The sequence below is a fragment of the Streptomyces sp. NPDC104202 genome, from assembly GCF_055584185.1.
In genome coordinates, this window is sequence record NZ_JBVJMN010000034.1 from 19,502 (window position 1) to 35,862 (window position 16,361).

At 73.3% G+C, this 16,361-nt stretch carries 15 protein-coding genes; 6 read left to right on the forward strand and 9 right to left on the reverse strand.

All coding sequences use genetic code 11. The features are described from left to right. Positions 1-24: 24 nt before the first annotated feature. Entirely contained in the window at positions 25-876 is an 852-nt protein-coding gene (locus ACZ60W_RS21780) for an EI24 domain-containing protein (RefSeq protein WP_469756991.1), read from the forward strand. Between the two features lie 11 nt (positions 877-887). Next, complete coding sequence (locus tag ACZ60W_RS21785; RefSeq protein WP_469756992.1) at positions 888-1,706, forward strand: pectate lyase; 819 nt, start codon at positions 888-890, stop codon at positions 1,704-1,706. A gap of 30 nt (positions 1,707-1,736) precedes the next feature. Here the strand turns inward: ACZ60W_RS21785 and ACZ60W_RS21790 are convergent, their stop codons facing one another. Beyond that, on the reverse strand, positions 1,737-2,699 hold the full coding sequence (locus ACZ60W_RS21790) for a LysR family transcriptional regulator (protein WP_469756993.1): 963 nt from the start codon (positions 2,697-2,699) through the stop codon (positions 1,737-1,739). A 147-nt stretch (positions 2,700-2,846) separates the two neighbouring features. On the opposite strand from ACZ60W_RS21790, the gene ACZ60W_RS21795 reads away from it, so the two are divergent. After that, on the forward strand, positions 2,847-5,033 hold the full coding sequence (locus ACZ60W_RS21795) for a M4 family metallopeptidase (protein WP_469756994.1): 2,187 nt from the start codon (positions 2,847-2,849) through the stop codon (positions 5,031-5,033). 117 nt (positions 5,034-5,150) lie between these two features. Here ACZ60W_RS21795 and ACZ60W_RS21800 read toward each other — a convergent pair whose 3' ends face one another. Further along, positions 5,151-5,864 (reverse strand): carbon-nitrogen hydrolase family protein, encoded by a 714-nt coding sequence (locus ACZ60W_RS21800; RefSeq protein WP_469756995.1) that lies wholly within the window; start codon positions 5,862-5,864, stop codon positions 5,151-5,153. Between the two features lie 32 nt (positions 5,865-5,896). Then, complete coding sequence (locus tag ACZ60W_RS21805) at positions 5,897-6,802, reverse strand: LysR family transcriptional regulator (RefSeq protein WP_469756996.1); 906 nt, start codon at positions 6,800-6,802, stop codon at positions 5,897-5,899. Positions 6,803-6,860: 58 nt separating this feature from the next. On the opposite strand from ACZ60W_RS21805, the gene ACZ60W_RS21810 reads away from it, so the two are divergent. Next, a complete protein-coding gene (locus tag ACZ60W_RS21810) occupies positions 6,861-7,676 on the forward strand; it encodes an NAD(P)-dependent oxidoreductase (protein WP_469756997.1) in 816 nt (271 codons plus the stop codon). Here ACZ60W_RS21810 and ACZ60W_RS21815 read toward each other — a convergent pair. Next, positions 7,673-8,260, reverse strand: coding sequence for a TetR/AcrR family transcriptional regulator (locus ACZ60W_RS21815; RefSeq protein WP_469756998.1), 588 nt, complete (start codon positions 8,258-8,260; stop codon positions 7,673-7,675). The genes ACZ60W_RS21810 and ACZ60W_RS21815 overlap by 4 nt on opposite strands. A gap of 148 nt (positions 8,261-8,408) precedes the next feature. Between ACZ60W_RS21815 and ACZ60W_RS21820 the strand changes: the two genes are divergently transcribed. Then, entirely contained in the window at positions 8,409-10,877 is a 2,469-nt protein-coding gene (locus tag ACZ60W_RS21820; RefSeq protein WP_469756999.1) for a beta-glucosidase, read from the forward strand. 57 nt (positions 10,878-10,934) lie between these two features. Here ACZ60W_RS21820 and ACZ60W_RS21825 read toward each other — a convergent pair whose 3' ends face one another. Beyond that, entirely contained in the window at positions 10,935-11,822 is an 888-nt protein-coding gene (locus ACZ60W_RS21825; RefSeq protein ID WP_469757000.1) for an SGNH/GDSL hydrolase family protein, read from the reverse strand. A gap of 260 nt (positions 11,823-12,082) precedes the next feature. Between ACZ60W_RS21825 and ACZ60W_RS21830 the strand changes: the two genes are divergently transcribed. Beyond that, positions 12,083-12,577, forward strand: a complete 495-nt coding sequence (locus ACZ60W_RS21830) for a DUF3145 domain-containing protein (RefSeq protein ID WP_469757001.1) — start codon at positions 12,083-12,085, stop codon at positions 12,575-12,577. Positions 12,578-12,706: 129 nt separating this feature from the next. On the opposite strand, the gene fabF is transcribed toward ACZ60W_RS21830, so the two are convergent. The 4 genes from fabF to ACZ60W_RS21850 form a co-directional block, all read right to left on the reverse strand. Beyond that, on the reverse strand, positions 12,707-13,969 hold the full coding sequence (fabF, locus tag ACZ60W_RS21835) for a beta-ketoacyl-ACP synthase II (protein WP_469757002.1): 1,263 nt from the start codon (positions 13,967-13,969) through the stop codon (positions 12,707-12,709). A 79-nt stretch (positions 13,970-14,048) separates the two neighbouring features. Beyond that, on the reverse strand, positions 14,049-14,297 hold the full coding sequence (locus ACZ60W_RS21840) for an acyl carrier protein (protein WP_366302642.1): 249 nt from the start codon (positions 14,295-14,297) through the stop codon (positions 14,049-14,051). 57 nt (positions 14,298-14,354) lie between these two features. Then, positions 14,355-15,386: a beta-ketoacyl-ACP synthase 3 gene (locus tag ACZ60W_RS21845; protein WP_469757003.1), complete on the reverse strand. Its 1,032-nt coding sequence runs from the start codon at positions 15,384-15,386 to the stop codon at positions 14,355-14,357. A gap of 18 nt (positions 15,387-15,404) precedes the next feature. Then, a complete protein-coding gene (locus tag ACZ60W_RS21850; protein ID WP_469757004.1) occupies positions 15,405-16,322 on the reverse strand; it encodes an ACP S-malonyltransferase in 918 nt (305 codons plus the stop codon). Positions 16,323-16,361 lie beyond the last annotated feature (39 nt).

Genomic DNA, 16,361 nt, shown 5'->3' on the forward strand with positions numbered 1-16,361 from the left:
GTCCGCCCCCGATAAAATGGACCCATGCGCGATCTCGGGGTGGGTTTCCGGTACCTGGTCGAAGGCCAGAAGTGGGTGGGCCGGCACGGCCGGTGGTTCGGCTTCGGGCTGCTGCCCGGACTCGTCACCCTCGTCCTCTACGCGGGCGCCCTCGTCGGCCTCGGCTACGGCGCCGACGACCTGGCCGCCTGGGCGACGCCGTTCGCCGACGACTGGACCTCGCCCTGGCTCGGCCTCTTCCGGGGCACCCTGACCGCGCTCGTCTTCGCCTTCGGGTGCTTCCTCGCGGTCATCACCTTCACCGCCGTCACCCTGCTCGTCGGCCAGCCCTTCTACGAGTCCCTCTCCGAGGAGGTCGACCGCAGCGAGGGCGGCGAGGTGCCCGAGTCCGGGCTGCCGCTCTGGCGCGAGCTGTGGATCTCGGCCCGGGACAGCCTGCGGGTCGTGCTGCGGGTCGCCTTCTACGGCGTCCTGCTCTTCGCCTGCGGTTTCCTCCCGGTCGTCGGACAGACCGTGGTGCCCGCGCTCGGCTTCTGCGTCTCCGGCTTCTTCCTCGCCGAGGAGCTGACGGCCGTCGCGCTCCAGCGCCGGGGCGTCGAGCTCAAGGAGCGGCTGCGGCTGCTGCGCGGCCGCCGGCTCGCCGCCCTCGGCTTCGGCGTCCCGCTGACGCTCTCCTTCCTGGTGCCGTTCGTCGCCGTCTTCCTGATGCCCGGAGCGGTCGCCGGAGCCACCCTGATGGTCCGTGACCTGCGCGGCGAGGGCGACGGGGACCGGGACGGCGACGACGGCCGCGTCCGCCTCCGGAAGAACGATCAAGAACGCGGCAACCTTCCTCCGACCGGTGGCGACCAGGAGGTGCACCACCTCCCCCACTGAAGAAGGAACACATGACGTCACACCAGCGGAAGACCGGCCGCCGCCGCGCGCTCATCGGCGGCCTGAGCGCCCTCGCGGTGACCGGTTCGGCCGTCGTCGCCGGCTCCCTGCTCGCCCCCGCGGGCGCGGCGAGCGCCGTCGCCGCCTGGCCCCGGGCCACGGCCGACACCCCGGTCGCGACGACGATCGAGGTCTCCGGCACCTACGACGGCAAGCTCAAGCGGTACCACGGCACCGGCGCGCTCGGCTCCGACGGCCAGAGCGAGAACCAGAAGCCGGTCTTCGTCCTCAAGGACGGCGCCGTGCTCAAGAACGTGATCATCGGGACCCCGGCCGCCGACGGCGTCCACTGCCTCGGGAGCTGCACCCTCCAGAACGTCTGGTGGGAGAACGTCGGCGAGGACGCCGCCACCTTCAAGGGCACGTCGGCGTCGGCGGTCTACTCCGTGTACGGCGGCGGCGCGAGGAACGCCTCCGACAAGGTCTTCCAGTTCAACGGCGCGGGCAAGCTCGTCGTGACCCGGTTCCAGGTCTCCGACTTCGGCAAGCTGGTCCGCTCCTGCGGCAACTGCAGGAAGCAGTACCCGCGGACGATCCTCGTCACCGACGTGGACGTCACCGCGCCCGGCAAGTCCCTCGTCGGCGTCAACGCCAACTACGGCGACACGGCGACCCTGCGGAACGTCCGCGTCCACGGCGACGCCAAGAAGAAGATCAAGCCGTGCACCCGCTTCACCGGCAACAGCACCGGCAAGGAGCCCAAGGAGACCGGCACCGGCCCCGACGGCACCACCTGCCGCTACACGGCCGGGGACCTGTCCTACGACTGATCCCCGGCGCGCGCCCGGCTCCCGGCGGGTTCAGCCGTCGAGGGCCGGGTGCAGCTCCGGGCGCGCGTCCCACCAGGCCCGGTGGAAGGCGTTGTTGTCCACGTTCGCCAGATAGGCCCGGGCCGCCGCCCGGTACAGCAGCTCCGCCTGCGGGGCGGTGACCGCGGCCCGGTTCCAGGCCAGCCTGATCCGCCCCGTCACCGGGTCGCCCTCCAGGGGGCGCAGCACCGTGCCCTCGGCCGCCGGTGCGGTCGGCTGGCTCATGGAGATCGCCCGGCCCGAGGCGATCATCCCGTAGTGCATCTGCCGGTCGGCCACCCGGTGCCGCAGCACGGGGGCGAAACCCGCCTTCGTGCAGGCGGCGACCAGTGCCTCGGGGCCGCCGTCGTCGTCCTCGACGAGGGTCATCCACGACTCCCCGGCCAGTTCGGCCAGGGCGATCCGCTCCTTCCCGGCCAGCGGATGCGCCGCCGACAGCCGTACGCAGAAAGGCTCCTTGGGGATCAGGGTGCGGGCCACGGTGCCCTCCGGGAGCGTCACCTCGTGGTCGTTGACCTCCCCGTACAGGACGGCGTCGTACCGGCCCGCCCCGAGCTGCCGGGTCAGGGTCGTCGCCGACTGCTCGACGGTCACCGCGATGTCCTGCCCCGCCATGACCTGTTCCAGCTCGCCGAGCAGCCGGTCCACGAGGACCAGCAGGATGCAGCCGAGGCGCAGCGGGGTGTGCGGGGCGGCGGCCCGCGCGCCGGCGGCCAGCGCGTCCATCTCGCCGAGGACGAGACGGGCCTTGGAGAGGACGAACTCGCCCAGCGGAGTGGGCTCCACACCGTTCCGGCCGCGGAGGAAGAGCTCCCCGCCGGCGACCCGCTCGATGCGGCGCAGCTGGGCCGAGAGGGCCGGCTGCGAGACCCCGAGCCGCCCGGCCGCGCGCCCCAGACTGCCTGCTTCCGCTATCCGGCAGACGGCCTCTAGATGCCTCAACTCCAGCTGCATTTCAGCAGCGTACGCAGCACCGCGCGGGCGCACCATAACCCGCGTCTTATGCCGCGTGAGATGTCCCGAACTGGCCATGTCCACGCCCATACTCGGCGCGACGATCCGTCTCCCCCACGACGATCCCCACCCCGATCGGAGCAGACGTTGCACCCCACCAGACTCACGGCGACCGTGGCCGCCCTGGCACTGTCGGCGAGCCTCGCGACCGCCCTCGCCGGCACCGCCACCGCGGTCCCGCAGGCGCAGCCGGTCCCCCCGGGCCACGGCAAGTCCCTCGCGCTGGCGGCCGCCGACGGCGCCGCCGAGAGCGGTCTCGACGAGCTGCGGCACGGCGCCGACGAGGAGCTCGTCCGGACCTCGGTCACCCCGTGGACGAACGGTCTGTACTACGCGGCGTACGAGCGCACCTACCGCGGCCTCCCGGTCGTCGGCGGCGACGCGGTCGTCGTCTCCGACAGCTCCGGCAAGGTCCGCGAGGTCACGGGCGCCCCCGCCCCCGCCATCAGGCTCTCCACCCAGGCCAAGGTGACCGCCGACGCGGCCCTCGCCACCGCCCGCCGGCAGCTGGCGTCGGTGGAGAGCGCGAGCGCCCCCGAGCTGACCGTGCTCCTCAAGGGCGGCAAGGCCGTCCTCGCCTGGCACACCCTGGTCATCGGCCGGACCGCCCAGAACGCCCCCAGCTCCCTCGACACCTACGTCGACGCGCGCAGCGGGTCCGTGACGCAGTCCACCGACAAGATCCTGCACGCCGACGGCCGCGGCTACCACAACGGCAACGTCACCATCGACACCGCCGCCTCCTCCATGACCGACACCAGCCGCGGCGGCTTCAAGTGCGGCGGGCAGAACGGCAGCGCCTACACCGGCTCCTCGCCGTGGGGCAACAGCGGCGCCAACGACCTGGTGACCGCCTGCGTCGACATCATGTACGCGGCGCAGAAGGAACACTCCATGCTCAAGGAGTGGTTCGGCTACAACGGCCAGAACGGTCAGGGCGGCATGGTCCCGGCCCGCGCCGGGCTCTCCGAGGTCAACGCCTACTACGACGGCACGAAGACGACGTACGGGCGGGCCCAGACCGGCTCCAACCAGCTCACCGGCATCGACGTCGTGGCGCACGAGTACGGCCACGAGATCTTCGACCGGACCCCGGGCTCCGCCGGCTCGTCCAACGAGAACGGCGGCATGAACGAGTCCACCGGCGACATCTTCGGCGCGCTCACCGAGCACTACGCCAACAACCCGAACGACACCCCGGACTACACGGTCGGCGAGAAGGTCAACTTCTTCGGCGACGGCAAGCCGATCCGGAACATGTACAACCCCTCGCTCGTCGGCAACGACCCCAACTGCTACACGCAGCTGACGTCCAACACCGAGGTGCACGCGGCGGCCGGCCCGCAGAACCACTGGTTCTACCTGCTCGCCGAGGGCTCCAACCCGGGCGGCGGCAAGCCCAACAGCCCCATATGTTCCGGCGGTCCGTCCTCGGTGACCGGCATCGGCATCCAGAAGGCCGGCAAGGTCTTCATGGGCGCCCTGCTGATGAAGACCTCCTCCTGGAACCACCTCGCCGCCCGCAAGGCGACGCTGACCAGCGCCAAGAACACCTACGGCAGCGTCGAGTGCAACGCGGTGAAGGCGGCCTGGAACGCGATCGGCGTCCCGGCCCAGTCCGGTGAGACCGACTGCGGCGGTACCACCACGCCCGACTTCTCCCTCGCCCTGAACCCGTCCTCGGGCTCGGTGCAGGCCGGCGCCTCCGTCACCTCCACGGTGAACACCTCCACCACCGGCGGCAGCGCGCAGACCGTCCAGCTCTCCGCGAGCGGCGCCCCCTCCGGCGTCACGGTCTCCTTCAGCCCCGCCTCGGTGACCTCGGGCTCCTCGTCCACCATGACCGTCCAGGTCGCGGCGGGCACCGCCAACGGCACGTACCCGATCACCGTCACCGGTACGGGCTCCGCCACGCACACGGTCACCTACCAGCTGTCGGTCGGCACCACGACGCCGCCCACCGGCTGCAGCGGCGCCCAGAACACCTACCAGGGCACCCTGACCTCCGGCCAGGCCCAGGCCCAGCCGGACGGTTCGTACTACTACTCCGCCACCGCCGGCACCCACAAGGGCTGCCTGCGCGGCCCGGCCGGAGCCGACTTCGACCTGTACCTGCAGAAGTGGAACGGGTCGACCTGGGCGGACGTGGCGGTCGGCGGCACCGCGACGGCCGACGAGAACACCAGCTACTACGGCACCGCGGGCTACTACCGGTACGTGGTCCACGCGTACAGCGGCTCCGGCGCGTACACGCTGGGTGTGAGCGCCCCGTAACGGGGGCGGGGCGCCGTCGCGGACCGGGGGTTCCGTGACGGCACTTCCCCGAGCCGGGCGGCCGTATGTCCCACGGCCGCCCGGCTTCCCCGCGTCCGCGCCCCGGGGCCGGAGCGGTCAGGGGAGCTCGGCGAGCACGAAGCCCGGCCCGGCCTCGCCCGCGTCGGCGATCCGCTCGCCGTCCGGACCCCAGGCCCCGGCCCGGCCGACGCCCACCCCGTCCTCGTTGGCGCCGAGGACGTTGGCGAGGACCACGTACAGGCCGAAGTCCCGGGCCCGCGCCGGGTAGACCTTCTCGAACGAGTCGTTGTCGGCGGAGAGCACCGAGCTGGCCAGGTAGACCGTGCAGCCGTCGGCCGCCGCCCGTTCGGCCAGGTCGGGGAAGCGGTTGTCGTAGCAGGTGGCCGTCGCGAACCGGACCCCGTCGAGCGCGAACCGCCCGTCGGAGGTGCCCGGCGCGAAGACCTCGGCCTCGATGCCGTAGAGGTGGCGCTTGTCGTAGCGGGCGAGCAGCGAACCGTCCGGGCCGACGACCAGCGTGGTCACCGCGGGCCGCCCGTCGGCCGTCCGCACCGGGCCGTTGACGACGGCCGCCGCCGCGGCCTCGCGGCACGCCTCCCGGACCGGCTCCAGGCGGGGGTCGTCCTCGGTGAGCACCAGACCGGGGTCGTCGCGGATCAGCGACGGCTCGTACCCGCTCAGACAGAGCTCGGCGAAGACGACCACCCGGGCCCCTTCGGCCGCGGCGGCCCGGACGAGCCCGGCGACGGTGCGGACGTTGGCGTCGATGTCCCCGGCGACCGGGGCGAACTGGGTGGCTGCGAGGATCATGGCGGCCATCATCCCGTCTCTCTATGTAAGGGTCAAGAGAGGTCTGGGGGTATTAGCTCGGCCGCTGTCGAGCGGAGCAGCCCCAGGAAGGCCGTCGCCGCCGCCGTCGGGGTGGCCGGCGTCGCCGCGCAGACCCGGCGGTACGGCACGTCGTCAGGGTGGAGCGTGACCAGCGCGACGTCCGGGCGCACCGAGGCCGCCGCGAGCGCGGGCACGAGCGTGACGCCCAGCCCCGCCGCGACCGCCCCCAGCTTGGCGATCCAGTCATGGGCGAGCAGCCCCGTCCGGGGCCGGAAGCCGGCGGCGACGGCCGGCCGGAACAGGGTGTCCTCCAGGCGCTCGCTGCCCGTGATCCACTCCTCGTCCGCCAGCTCCGCGAGCCGCACCGCCCGCCGCCCCGCGCACGGGTGCCCCCGCTCCAGGGCCACCAGCACCGGCTCGTCCAGCAGGTGGTGCAGCGTCACCCCGGGCGGCGGGGGAGTGGCCGCCGGACCGACCACCGCGAGGTCCTCCTCCCCGGCGGCCACCAGCCCGAGGTGCTTCGCCGACGGCCCCTCGACCCGGCTGACCACGACCCCCGGATGGCGCTCCCGGAAGGCGGCCTGCGCGCGCGGCACCAGGGAGGCGGTGGCGCTGGAGACGGCCCCGAGCCGCAGCAGCCCACCGTCGAGCGTGCGCAGCGAGGCCAGTTCGACCCGGGCCGCGGAGAGCCGGTCCCGCACCGCCTCGGCGTGCGGGAGCAGCACCCGGCCCGCCTCGCTGAGCCGCACCCCGCGGGGTGTCCGCTCGAACAGCTCCGAGCCCATCTCCTCCTCCAGGGAACGCACTTGGCGCGAGACGGCGGACTGGGTGTAGCCGAGGACGTGCGCCGCGGCGGTGAAGGAGCCCGTGCGGGCGACGGCGAGGAACGCCTCGTACAGAGCATGCGAGACCGGCATGGCGGCCATGCTAGACATTCGCTTGTCGCATGACGGGGGCGGACCTAGCGTCGACGCCATGGACACCACGCCCCAGAAGACCGCCTTCCTCGGCCTCGGCTCCATGGGCCTCCCCATGGCCCGCCGACTCCTCGACGGCGGGCACCCGTTGACCGTCTGGAACCGCACGGCCGCCAAGGCGGACGCCCTCGTCGAGGCCGGCGCCGTCCGGGCCGCCACCCCCGCCGAGGCCGTCCGGGACGCCGACGTCGTCGTCACGATGCTCGCGGACCCCGCCGCCGCCCTCGCCGTCGCGGACGGCATCCTGCCCGCACTGCGCCCGGGCACCCACTGGATCGACACCTCCACGGTCGGCCCGGACACCGTCGCCGCCCTGACCGCCCGGCTCCCCGCCGGGGTCACGCTGATCGACGCGCCCGTCATGGGCAGCGTCGACCGGGCGGCCTCGGGCGACCTGCTCGTCCTGGCGGGCGGCGACACCGCGCCGGTCGCCGGCGTCCTCGCCCGGTTCGGCACCGTCACCCCCTGCGGGGCGCCCGGCGCGGGCGCCGCGGTCAAGCTCGTCCTCATCAACGCCGCCATCGGTGGGGTGGCGCTCGTCGCCGAGGCCCTCGCGCTCGCCGACGCCCTGGGCGTGGCCCGGGAGCCCGCGCTCCGGCTGCTCGGCGCGGGCCCGCTGGCCGGAGCCGTCGGCCGGGCGACCGCCGCCGGCTCGCACTTCCCGCTCGCCCTCGCCGCGAAGGACGTCGCGCTGGCGACGGCGGCGGCGAGGCTGCCCGTCCTGGAGGCCGTCCACGCCTCCCTGACCGCGGACCCGGCCCTGCTCGGCGAGGACCTGGCGGCCCTCGCCCGCCGGCCGGAAGGGACGGCCTAGGTGTCCGGTCCGCCCGCCTCCGCCTCGCCGTGCAGCAGGCGGAGGAAGTCGCGGAAGGCGCCCGGCATGTCCACCGCCGCCGGGTCCAGGAGCCACTGGTACTGGAGGCCGTCCATCACCGCCGTGAGCAGGGGCGCCGCCTGCTCCGGAGTGAGCCCGCCGGGCAGCCGTCCGCCGTACTCCAGCCGCAGCACGTCCGCCATGTTCTCCCGGACCTGCGCGTACCGCTCGGTGAAGAACGCCCGCGCCGGATGCCCGTCGGTGACGCTCTCGCCGAGCAGCGCGGAGAAGGTCTGCACGATCCCCGGCCGCATCGCGTTGTACTCGACGAGGGACTCCAGCAGGTCCAGCCGCCAGCCCTCGCGGTCCCGGCCGCCGCTCGTGTCCCAGCGGTCGCGCTCCTCCAGGACGGCGACGAGCAGCGCCTCCTTGGTGGGGAAGTAGTGCAGCAGCCCCTGCTGGGTCAGCCCGACGCGCTCGGCGACCGAGCCGAGGGTGGCCCCCCGGTAGCCGCGCTCGGCGATCACCTCGAGGGCGGCGCGCAGGATCTCCGCGCGCCGCTCCTCGCTCCTGGCCCGCACCATCGCCGCGGCCCCCTTTCCGACGTCCTTGCGACAGGACCGTACCCCCTCCGAAAATAACAGACTCGTAACGTAACCTACCGATCTACAGGTAGGGAGGTGCACGATGGGCGCATCGGGGTCATCGGTACGTCAACGAGGAGGTGCGGCCATGGCGGAGAACAGCGCGGAGACCGCGAGGAACGCGGCCGTCGAGACGGCGCTCGGCAAGCTCGACCTGGACACCAAGACCCGGCTGCTCGGCGGCCAGGACATGTGGTCCCTGCCCGCCGTGCCGGAGATCGGCCTGAAGTCCCTGGTCATGTCCGACGGACCCGTCGGCGTCCGCGGCGTCCGCTGGACCGCCGACGACCCGTCCGTCGCCCTGCCCTCCCCGACCGCACTCGCCGCCTCCTGGGATCCCGCGCTCGCCCGCCGGGCCGGCCGCCTCCTGGCCCAGGAGGCCCGCCGCAAGGGCGTCCACGTCCTCCTCGCGCCCACCGTCAACCTGCACCGCACCCCTCTCGGGGGCCGCCACTTCGAGGCCTACAGCGAGGACCCCCTGCTCACCGGCGCCGTCGGCACCGGCTACGTCCAGGGCGTCCAGGACGGCGGCGTCGGCACCACCGTCAAGCACTTCGTCGCCAACGACGCCGAGACCGACCGCTTCACCGTCGACAACGAGGTCGCCCCGCGCCCGCTCCGCGAGCTCTACCTCGCCCCCTTCGAGGCCATCGTCGAGAACGCCCGCCCCTGGGGCATCATGACCGCCTACAACCAGGTCAACGGCGTGACCATGACCGAGCACCACCAGCTCGTCAACGAGGTCCTGCGCGGCGAGTGGGGCTTCGACGGCGCCAACGTCTCGGACTGGGTGGCCGCCCGCTCCACCGTCGGCGACATCCGGGGCGGCCTCGACGTCGCCATGCCCGGCCCCGTGACCGTGTACGGCGAGGCCCTCGCCGCCGCCGTCCGCGCCGGCGAGGTCGAGGAGTCCCTCGTCGACGACGCCGTGCGCAACGTGCTGCGGCTCGCCGCCCGCGTCGGCGCCCTCGAAGGTGCCCCGCCGGTCGTCACCGAGCACCCCGCCGCCCTCGACGGCGACGCCCTCGCCCGGGAGATCGCCCGCCGCGGCTTCGTCCTCGTCCGCAACGAGCGCGGCACCCTGCCCCTGGCGCCGGGCGGCACCGTCGCCCTCTCCGGCGCGGCCGCCCGCGACGCCCGCGTGCTCGGCGGCGGCTCCGCCCAGGTCTTCCCCGACCACGTCGTGTCCCCGCTCGACGGCCTCACCGAGGCCCTCGCGGCCCGCCCCGACGGATCCGCCCTCACCTACACCGTCGGTGCCGACCCCAGCGACGAACTCGCCCCCGCCGACCGGGGCTTCACCCTCCGCGCCCGCTGCCGCGACGCCGAGGGCCGGCTCCTCGGCGAGGGCTCGCTGCCCAACGGCCAGGTCCAGTGGATCGGTGACGACCTGCCGGCCGGCGTCACCCACGAGGCCCTCGCCTCCATCGAGGTCGTCGGCACCTACACCCCGCGCGAGACCGGCGAGCACTCCTTCGGCACCCGCGGCCTCGGTGCCTTCGTCCTCTCCGTCGGCGGCCGGACCGTCTTCGAGGGCGTCCAGGCGATGGGATCCGAGGCCGACCCCTTCGAGGCGTTCTTCGGCTCCCCGGTCGAGCGCGCCAAGGTCGCCCTGACGGCCGGCGAGACCGTCGAGGTCTCCCTGCTGCACACCCTCGACCCGGAGTTCGAGGCCCCCCTGCCCGCCGTCATGTTCTCCTTCGTCCACCTCGGTCCGCGCCGTGACCCCGACGAACTGATCGCCGAAGCGGTCGAGGCCGCCCGCGCCGCGGACACCGCCGTCGTGGTCGTCGCCACCACCGAACGCGTCGAGTCCGAGGGCTTCGACCGCAAGGACCTCGCCCTCCCGGGCCGTCAGGACGACCTCGTCCGGGCCGTCGCCGCCGTCAACCCGAACACGGTCGTCGTCGTCAACGCCGGCTCCCCGGTCGAACTGCCCTGGCGCGAGGACGTCGCCGCGATCCTGCTCGGCTGGTTCCCCGGCCAGGAGGGCGGCGCCGCCCTCGCCGACGTCCTCACCGGCGCCGAGGAGCCCGGCGGCCGCCTCCCCACCACCTGGCCCGTCGCCCTCGCCGACGTCCCGGTCACCGAGGTCACCCCCACCGACGGCGTACTCGTCTACGGCGAGGGCGTCTTCATCGGCTACCGCGCCTGGGACCGGGCCGGCGCCGTCCCCGCGTACCCCTTCGGCCACGGCCTCGGCTACACCACCTGGTCCTACGACACCCTGGCCGCCGCCGCCCCCGCCGACGGCGCGGGCGGCACGGTCACCGTCCGGCTCACCAACACCGGCGGGCGCACCGGCCGCGAGGTCGTGCAGATCTACCTGGCCCCCACGGCCGACCCGGTCGAGCGCCCGGCCCGCTGGCTGGCCGGCTTCGCGAGCGTCGAGGCCGCCCCCGGCGAGACCGTCACGGCCGAGATCGCGCTGCCCCGCCGCGCCTTCGAGATCTGGGACGAGGCCGAGCACGGCTGGACCGCCGTCCCCGGCGCCTACGAGGTCGTCGCCGCTCACTCCCTCGGCGACGCCCGGCTGACCACGACCCTGGAGATCTGACCCCCGCGGTCCCGGGACCGGCCCCGGGGCGGCACCTGACAGCCGCCCCGGGGCCCACTACTCCGCGGTGATCCGCCGGTACGCCAGCTCCGCGAGCCGCGCCTGCCCGTCCCGGCTCGGGTGGAACCAGTCCCAGGGGCTCAGCTGCCCCCCGCCGAAGCGGAAGCCGAACACCGCCCCGCCGTCGTACCGGCAGCGGGCGTCCCCGGCGCACACCTCCTCCAGGACCCGGTTGTACGCCACCACCCGCTCCCGCACCCCGGCCCGCCGCCGCTCCGCCGCGGGACCGAGGTCCTCCGCGTCCGCCAGCATCGATCCGCAGATCCCCAGCTTCCACACCTGCAGGCCCAGCGGGCTGAGCCGCCCTGTCGACCACAGGCGCTTCAGGTCCGGCACGCTCGACACGTACACCTGCGCCTTCGGCGCGCCCGCCCGCAGCCGGGCCAGCGCCGCCTCGAAGGAGGCGCGGAAGTCGGCGACCGGGGTCATCAGGGCGGGGGTCGGCCGGCAGGCGTCGTTGGCGCCCATCATCACCGTCACCAGCTCGGGCCTCCGGGCCGCCGCCCCCGCCATCTGCTCGGGCAGCTCCGCCATCCGGGCGCCCGTCCGCGCGAGGTTCCAGCTGTGGGTGGACACCTTCGCCGGGCCCAGCAGCCGCAGCGCCAGACTGTTCACGGCCGCGTCCGTCCCGGTCGCCCAGGACACCTCGGGGCAGTCCGACAGCACCGCGCAGGCGTCGAAGGCGCGGGTCACGGAGTCCCCGACGGCGGCGACCGAGGCGGGGGAGACGTCCCACGACGGCTCCGGCTTCGGCGTCGCCGCGGACGCGCGCGCCGGAGCCGCCGCCTCCGGGGCCCCGGCCGTGCAGCCGGCGAGCGCCCCCGCGCACAGCAGCGCCGCCGCCCCGGCGGCGACGGCGGTACGGAATCGGCGTCGGCCGCTCATCCCCGGCCCCCTCCCTCGGCGTCCTGGCGAGTGAAAGCTTGGTGTTCACGCACCCCCGGACCGACCGTACGTCACACCGACGACGGTGCGGCACGGTAGCTTTTCCCCCGTCGAACCAGAGGCGCCTTTGCCGACCGGCTCCGGTAAATTACATCACGTCACATCCTGTCTCCTTTTTGGCGGTTTGTGACCTTTTGCTCCTGATGCTGTTTACTGAGGCCGCTGGGAAAGGCGAACCTCGTCCCACACTGGAGGTCCCGGTGACGACACGTGGAGTCCTGTACGTTCACTCCGCGCCGCGCGCGCTCTGCCCGCACGTCGAATGGGCGGTGGCGGGCGTCCTCGGTGTGCGGGTCCAGCTCGACTGGATCCGCCAGCCGGCGTCCCCCGGCACCTGGAGAGCCGAGTTCTCCTGGCAGGGCCAGACCGGCACCGCCTCCAAGCTCGCCTCCGCGCTGCGCGGCTGGCAGATGCTCCGCTTCGAGGTCACCGCGGAACCCTGTCCCACCGCCGAGGGCGAGCGCTACAGCGCCACCCCCGACCTGGGCATCTTCCACGCCGTCACCGGCATGCACGGGGACATCCTGGTCCCCGAGGACCGCCTGCGGGCCGCGCTCGCGCGCTCCGCCCAGGGCGAGACCCAGCTGGAGGCCGAGATCGCCAAACTCCTCGGCAAGCCCTGGGACGACGAACTGGAGCCCTTCCGCTACGCCGGCGAGGGCGCCCCCGTCCGCTGGCTCCACCAGGTCGTCTGACGCGTTCTCACCACCCACGCGGGGCCCGCGCCGCTCGCCCGCGCCCCGGCGCGCCGCGCCCGGACCACCTCCGGCCGGACACGACGAAGGCCCACCCCGGTGCGGGGTGGGCCTCGTGTCGAGCGGGGATCAGACCGTGCGGAACGCCAGGACCACGTTGTGGCCGCCGAAGCCGAACGAGTTGTTGATCGCGGCGATCGTGCCGTGGGGGAGCTCGCGGGGCTCGCCGCGGACGATGTCGGCCTCGACCTCGGGGTCGAGCTCGTCGACGTTGATCGTCGGCGGGGCGAGGCGGTGGTGGATCGCCAGGACCGTCGCGACGGTCTCGATGCCGCCGGCGCCGCCCAGGAGGTGACCGGTCATCGACTTGGTCGCGGAGATCGCGACGTGGTCGAGGTCGTCGCCCAGGACCTTGCGCAGCGCCTTGATCTCGGCGACGTCGCCCTGCGGCGTCGACGTGGCGTGGGCGTTGAGGTGGACGACCTCGGACGGCTTGAGGTCCGTGGAGTCGAGCAGGTTCTGCATCGCGGCGGCGATGCCCCGGCCGGTCGGCTCGGGCTGCGCGATGTGGTGGCTGTCGGCCGACAGTCCCTGGCCGAGGACCTCGCAGTAGATGCGCGCGCCGCGCGCCTTCGCGTGCTCCTCGGACTCCAGGATCACGACGCCCGCGCCCTCGCCGAGGACGAAGCCGTCACGGCCTGTGTCGTAGGGACGCGAGGCCTTCGTCGGCTCGTCGTTGTTCTTGGACATCGCCATCATGTTGGCGAAGGCGGCGATCGGCAGCGGGTGGATCGCGGCCTCGGTACCGCCGGCGATGACCACGTCGGCACGGCCGGTGCGGATCATCTCGACGGCGTAGCCGATCGCCTCGGCACCCGACGCGCACGCGGAGACGGGGGTGTGGACGCCCGCCCGGGCGTTCACCTCCAGGCCCACGTTGGCGGAGGGGCTGTTCGGCATGAGCATGGGCACGGTGTGCGGGGAGACGCGGCGGACGCCCTTCTCCTTCAGCACGTCGTACTGGTCGAGCAGCGTGGTGACACCGCCGATGCCGGAGGCGATGACGGAGCCGAGCCGCTCGGGCACGACCTTCTCGTCCTCACCGGCCGGGGCGGTGTAGCCCGCGTCGGCCCACGCCTCGCGGGCCGCGATCAGCGCGAACTGCGCCGAGCGGTCCAGCTTGCGGGCGAGCGGGCGGGGGAGCACGTCGCCGGGGTCGACGGCGGCCGTCGCGGCGATCTGGACGGGCAGTTCGGCGAAGCGCTCGCCCTCCAGGGGCTTGACGCCGGAACGTCCCGCGAGCAGGCCTTCCCAGGTCGACGCGGAGTCGCCACCCAGCGGTGTGGTTGCGCCGATACCGGTAACGACCACGGTGCGATTGGTCGAGTTCACAGGAATTCGTTCTCCATGTGTGTGATGGTCGGAATACGGCGCCACCGCCGGGTGGCGGACCGAGTCAGCGAGGGCCGAATCAGGCCTGGTGCTTCAGGATGTAGTCGGCAGCGTCACCGACGGTCTTGAGGTTCTTGACGTCCTCGTCCGGGATCTTGACGTCGAAGCGCTCTTCGGCGGCGACGACGACCTCGACCATGGACAGCGAGTCGACGTCCAGGTCGTCGGTGAAGGACTTGTCCAGCTGGACGTCCTCGGTGGGGATGCCGGCGATCTCGTTGACGATGTCGGCGAGACCCTCGACGACCTGCTCCTGCGTGAAGGCCATGGTGGCGCTCCTTCTGTGATTGCTTAGATAGACGGCTTCCGGAAGGATCCGGTGTGCCTAGGGGAGGGTAACGACCGTCGCGGCGTAGACGAGACCCGCCCCGAAGCCGATGACGAGCGCGGTGTCGCCGCTCTTCGCCTTCCCGGTCGCCAGGAGCCGCTCCATGGCGAGCGGGATCGAGGCGGCCGAGGTGTTGCCGGTGGTTTCCACGTCGCGGGCGACCGTGACGTGCTCCGGCAGCTTCAGAGTCTTCACCATCGAGTCGATGATCCGCATGTTCGCCTGGTGCGGGATGAAGACGTCAAGGTCGTCCGCCGAGATTCCGGCGGCGTCCAGCGCCTGCTGGGCGACCTTCGCCATCTCGAAGACGGCCCAGCGGAAGACCGCCTGGCCCTCCTGCGTGATGGCGGGGAACTTGATTTCGCCGTCCTCGTTGAGGGGCAGCTTGGAGACGTCGCCGACGTGGAACTCGTTCCACGGCACGGTCTGCTTGATCGTCTCCGACTTGTCGCCCTCGGAGCCCCAGACGGTCGGGCCGATGTGCGGCTCGTCCGAGGGGCCGACGATCACGGCACCGGCGCCGTCGCCGAACAGGAAGGCCGTCGCGCGGTCCTCCAGGTCCGTCAGGTCGCTGAGCCGCTCCACGCCGATGACGAGGACGTACTCGGCGGAACCCTCGACGATCATGCCCTTGGCGAGCGTCAGGCCGTAGCCGAAGCCCGCGCAGCCGGCGGAGATGTCGAAGGCGGCCGGCTTCCCGGCGCCGACCTTGTCGGCGATCTCGGTGGCGACGGCGGGAGTCTGCTTGAAGTGCGAGACCGTCGAGACGATCACGGCACCGATCTGCTCGGCGGTGATGCCGGCATCCGCGATGGCCTTGCCCGAGGCCTCCACCGACATGGCGGTGACGGTCTCCTCCGGCGAGGCCCAGTGGCGGGTGGAGATGCCGGAGCGCGAGCGGATCCACTCGTCGGACGAGTCGATCTTCTCGAGGATCACCTCGTTCGGCACGACCCGGGTGGGGCGGTAACCGCCGACACCGAGGATCCGTGCGTACGGGGCGCCCTTGCTGGGCTTGATCTTCGACATGCTTCTCGACACTCCTTGTCAGACGTCCGCGTGCTCAGCGATGAGCGTACGGGCCGCGTCGAGGTCGTCGGGAGTCTTGAGGGCGACCGTGGCCACCCCCGGCAGGGCGCGCTTGGCGATGCCGGTCAGGGTGCCGCCGGGGCACACCTCGATCAGCGCCGTGGCGCCGAGCGCCTGGAAGGTCTCCATGCACAGGTCCCAGCGGACCGGGTTCGCGACCTGGCCGACCAGGCGGGCCACGACCTCGGCGCCGTCGGCGACGACCTGCCCGTCCTTGTTGGAGACGTAGCGGGCGGTCGGGGCGGCCGGGGACAGCAGGGCGGCCGCCTCCTCCAGCTTCGCCACGGCCGGGGCCATGTGGTGGGTGTGGAAGGCGCCGGCGACCTTGAGCGCGACGACCCGGCGCACGCCCTCGGGCTTGTCCGCCTCCAGGGCGGCCAGCTGCTCGAGGGTGCCGGCGGCCACGATCTGGCCGGCGCCGTTGACGTTGGCCGCGGTCAGCCCGAGCTTCTCCAGGTGCGGGACGGTCACCTCGGGGTCGCCGCCGAGCAGCGCGGACATGCCGGTCGCGGTGATCGCGGCGGCCTCGGCCATCGCGAGTCCGCGGGTCCGCACGAGGCGCAGCGCGGCGGTGTCGTCGAGGACGCCCGCGAAGGCGGCCGCGGTGAACTCGCCGACGCTGTGGCCGGCGACGACGCCGGCCGTCACGTCGCCGAGCGCGCTCGCGGAGAGCAGTCCGGCGGCGACGAGGAGCGGCTGGGCCACGGCGGTGTCACGGATCTCGTCCGCGTCCGCCTTCGTGCCGTAGTGGGCGAGGTCGAGCCCGATGGCGTCCGACCAGGCCGCGATGCGGTCGGCGGCGCCGGGGAGTTCGAGCCAGGGAGTCAGGAAGCCGGGCGTCTGAGCGCCTTGGCCGGGAGCGACGAGTACGAGCACCCTCACACTCTCTCTTGGGGACGGCTCCCGGCGCCCGTG

Excerpts from the sequence above, each read along its gene's own strand:
- ACZ60W_RS21810 (WP_469756997.1), top strand. The coding sequence starts at position 6,861 with ATGGACACCACGCCCCAGAAGACCGCCTTCCTCGGCCTCGGCTCCATG.
- ACZ60W_RS21845 (WP_469757003.1), bottom strand. The coding sequence starts at position 15,386 with ATGTCGAAGATCAAGCCCAGCAAGGGCGCCCCGTACGCACGGATCCTC.
- ACZ60W_RS21840 (WP_366302642.1), bottom strand. The coding sequence starts at position 14,297 with ATGGCCTTCACGCAGGAGCAGGTCGTCGAGGGTCTCGCCGACATCGTC.
- ACZ60W_RS21800 (WP_469756995.1), bottom strand. The coding sequence starts at position 5,864 with ATGATCCTCGCAGCCACCCAGTTCGCCCCGGTCGCCGGGGACATCGAC.
- ACZ60W_RS21820 (WP_469756999.1), top strand. The coding sequence starts at position 8,409 with ATGGCGGAGAACAGCGCGGAGACCGCGAGGAACGCGGCCGTCGAGACG.
- ACZ60W_RS21825 (WP_469757000.1), bottom strand. The coding sequence starts at position 11,822 with ATGAGCGGCCGACGCCGATTCCGTACCGCCGTCGCCGCCGGGGCGGCG.
- ACZ60W_RS21790 (WP_469756993.1), bottom strand. The coding sequence starts at position 2,699 with ATGCAGCTGGAGTTGAGGCATCTAGAGGCCGTCTGCCGGATAGCGGAA.
- ACZ60W_RS21805 (WP_469756996.1), bottom strand. The coding sequence starts at position 6,802 with ATGCCGGTCTCGCATGCTCTGTACGAGGCGTTCCTCGCCGTCGCCCGC.
- ACZ60W_RS21780 (WP_469756991.1), top strand. The coding sequence starts at position 25 with ATGCGCGATCTCGGGGTGGGTTTCCGGTACCTGGTCGAAGGCCAGAAG.
- ACZ60W_RS21815 (WP_469756998.1), bottom strand. The coding sequence starts at position 8,260 with ATGGTGCGGGCCAGGAGCGAGGAGCGGCGCGCGGAGATCCTGCGCGCC.
- ACZ60W_RS21785 (WP_469756992.1), top strand. The coding sequence starts at position 888 with ATGACGTCACACCAGCGGAAGACCGGCCGCCGCCGCGCGCTCATCGGC.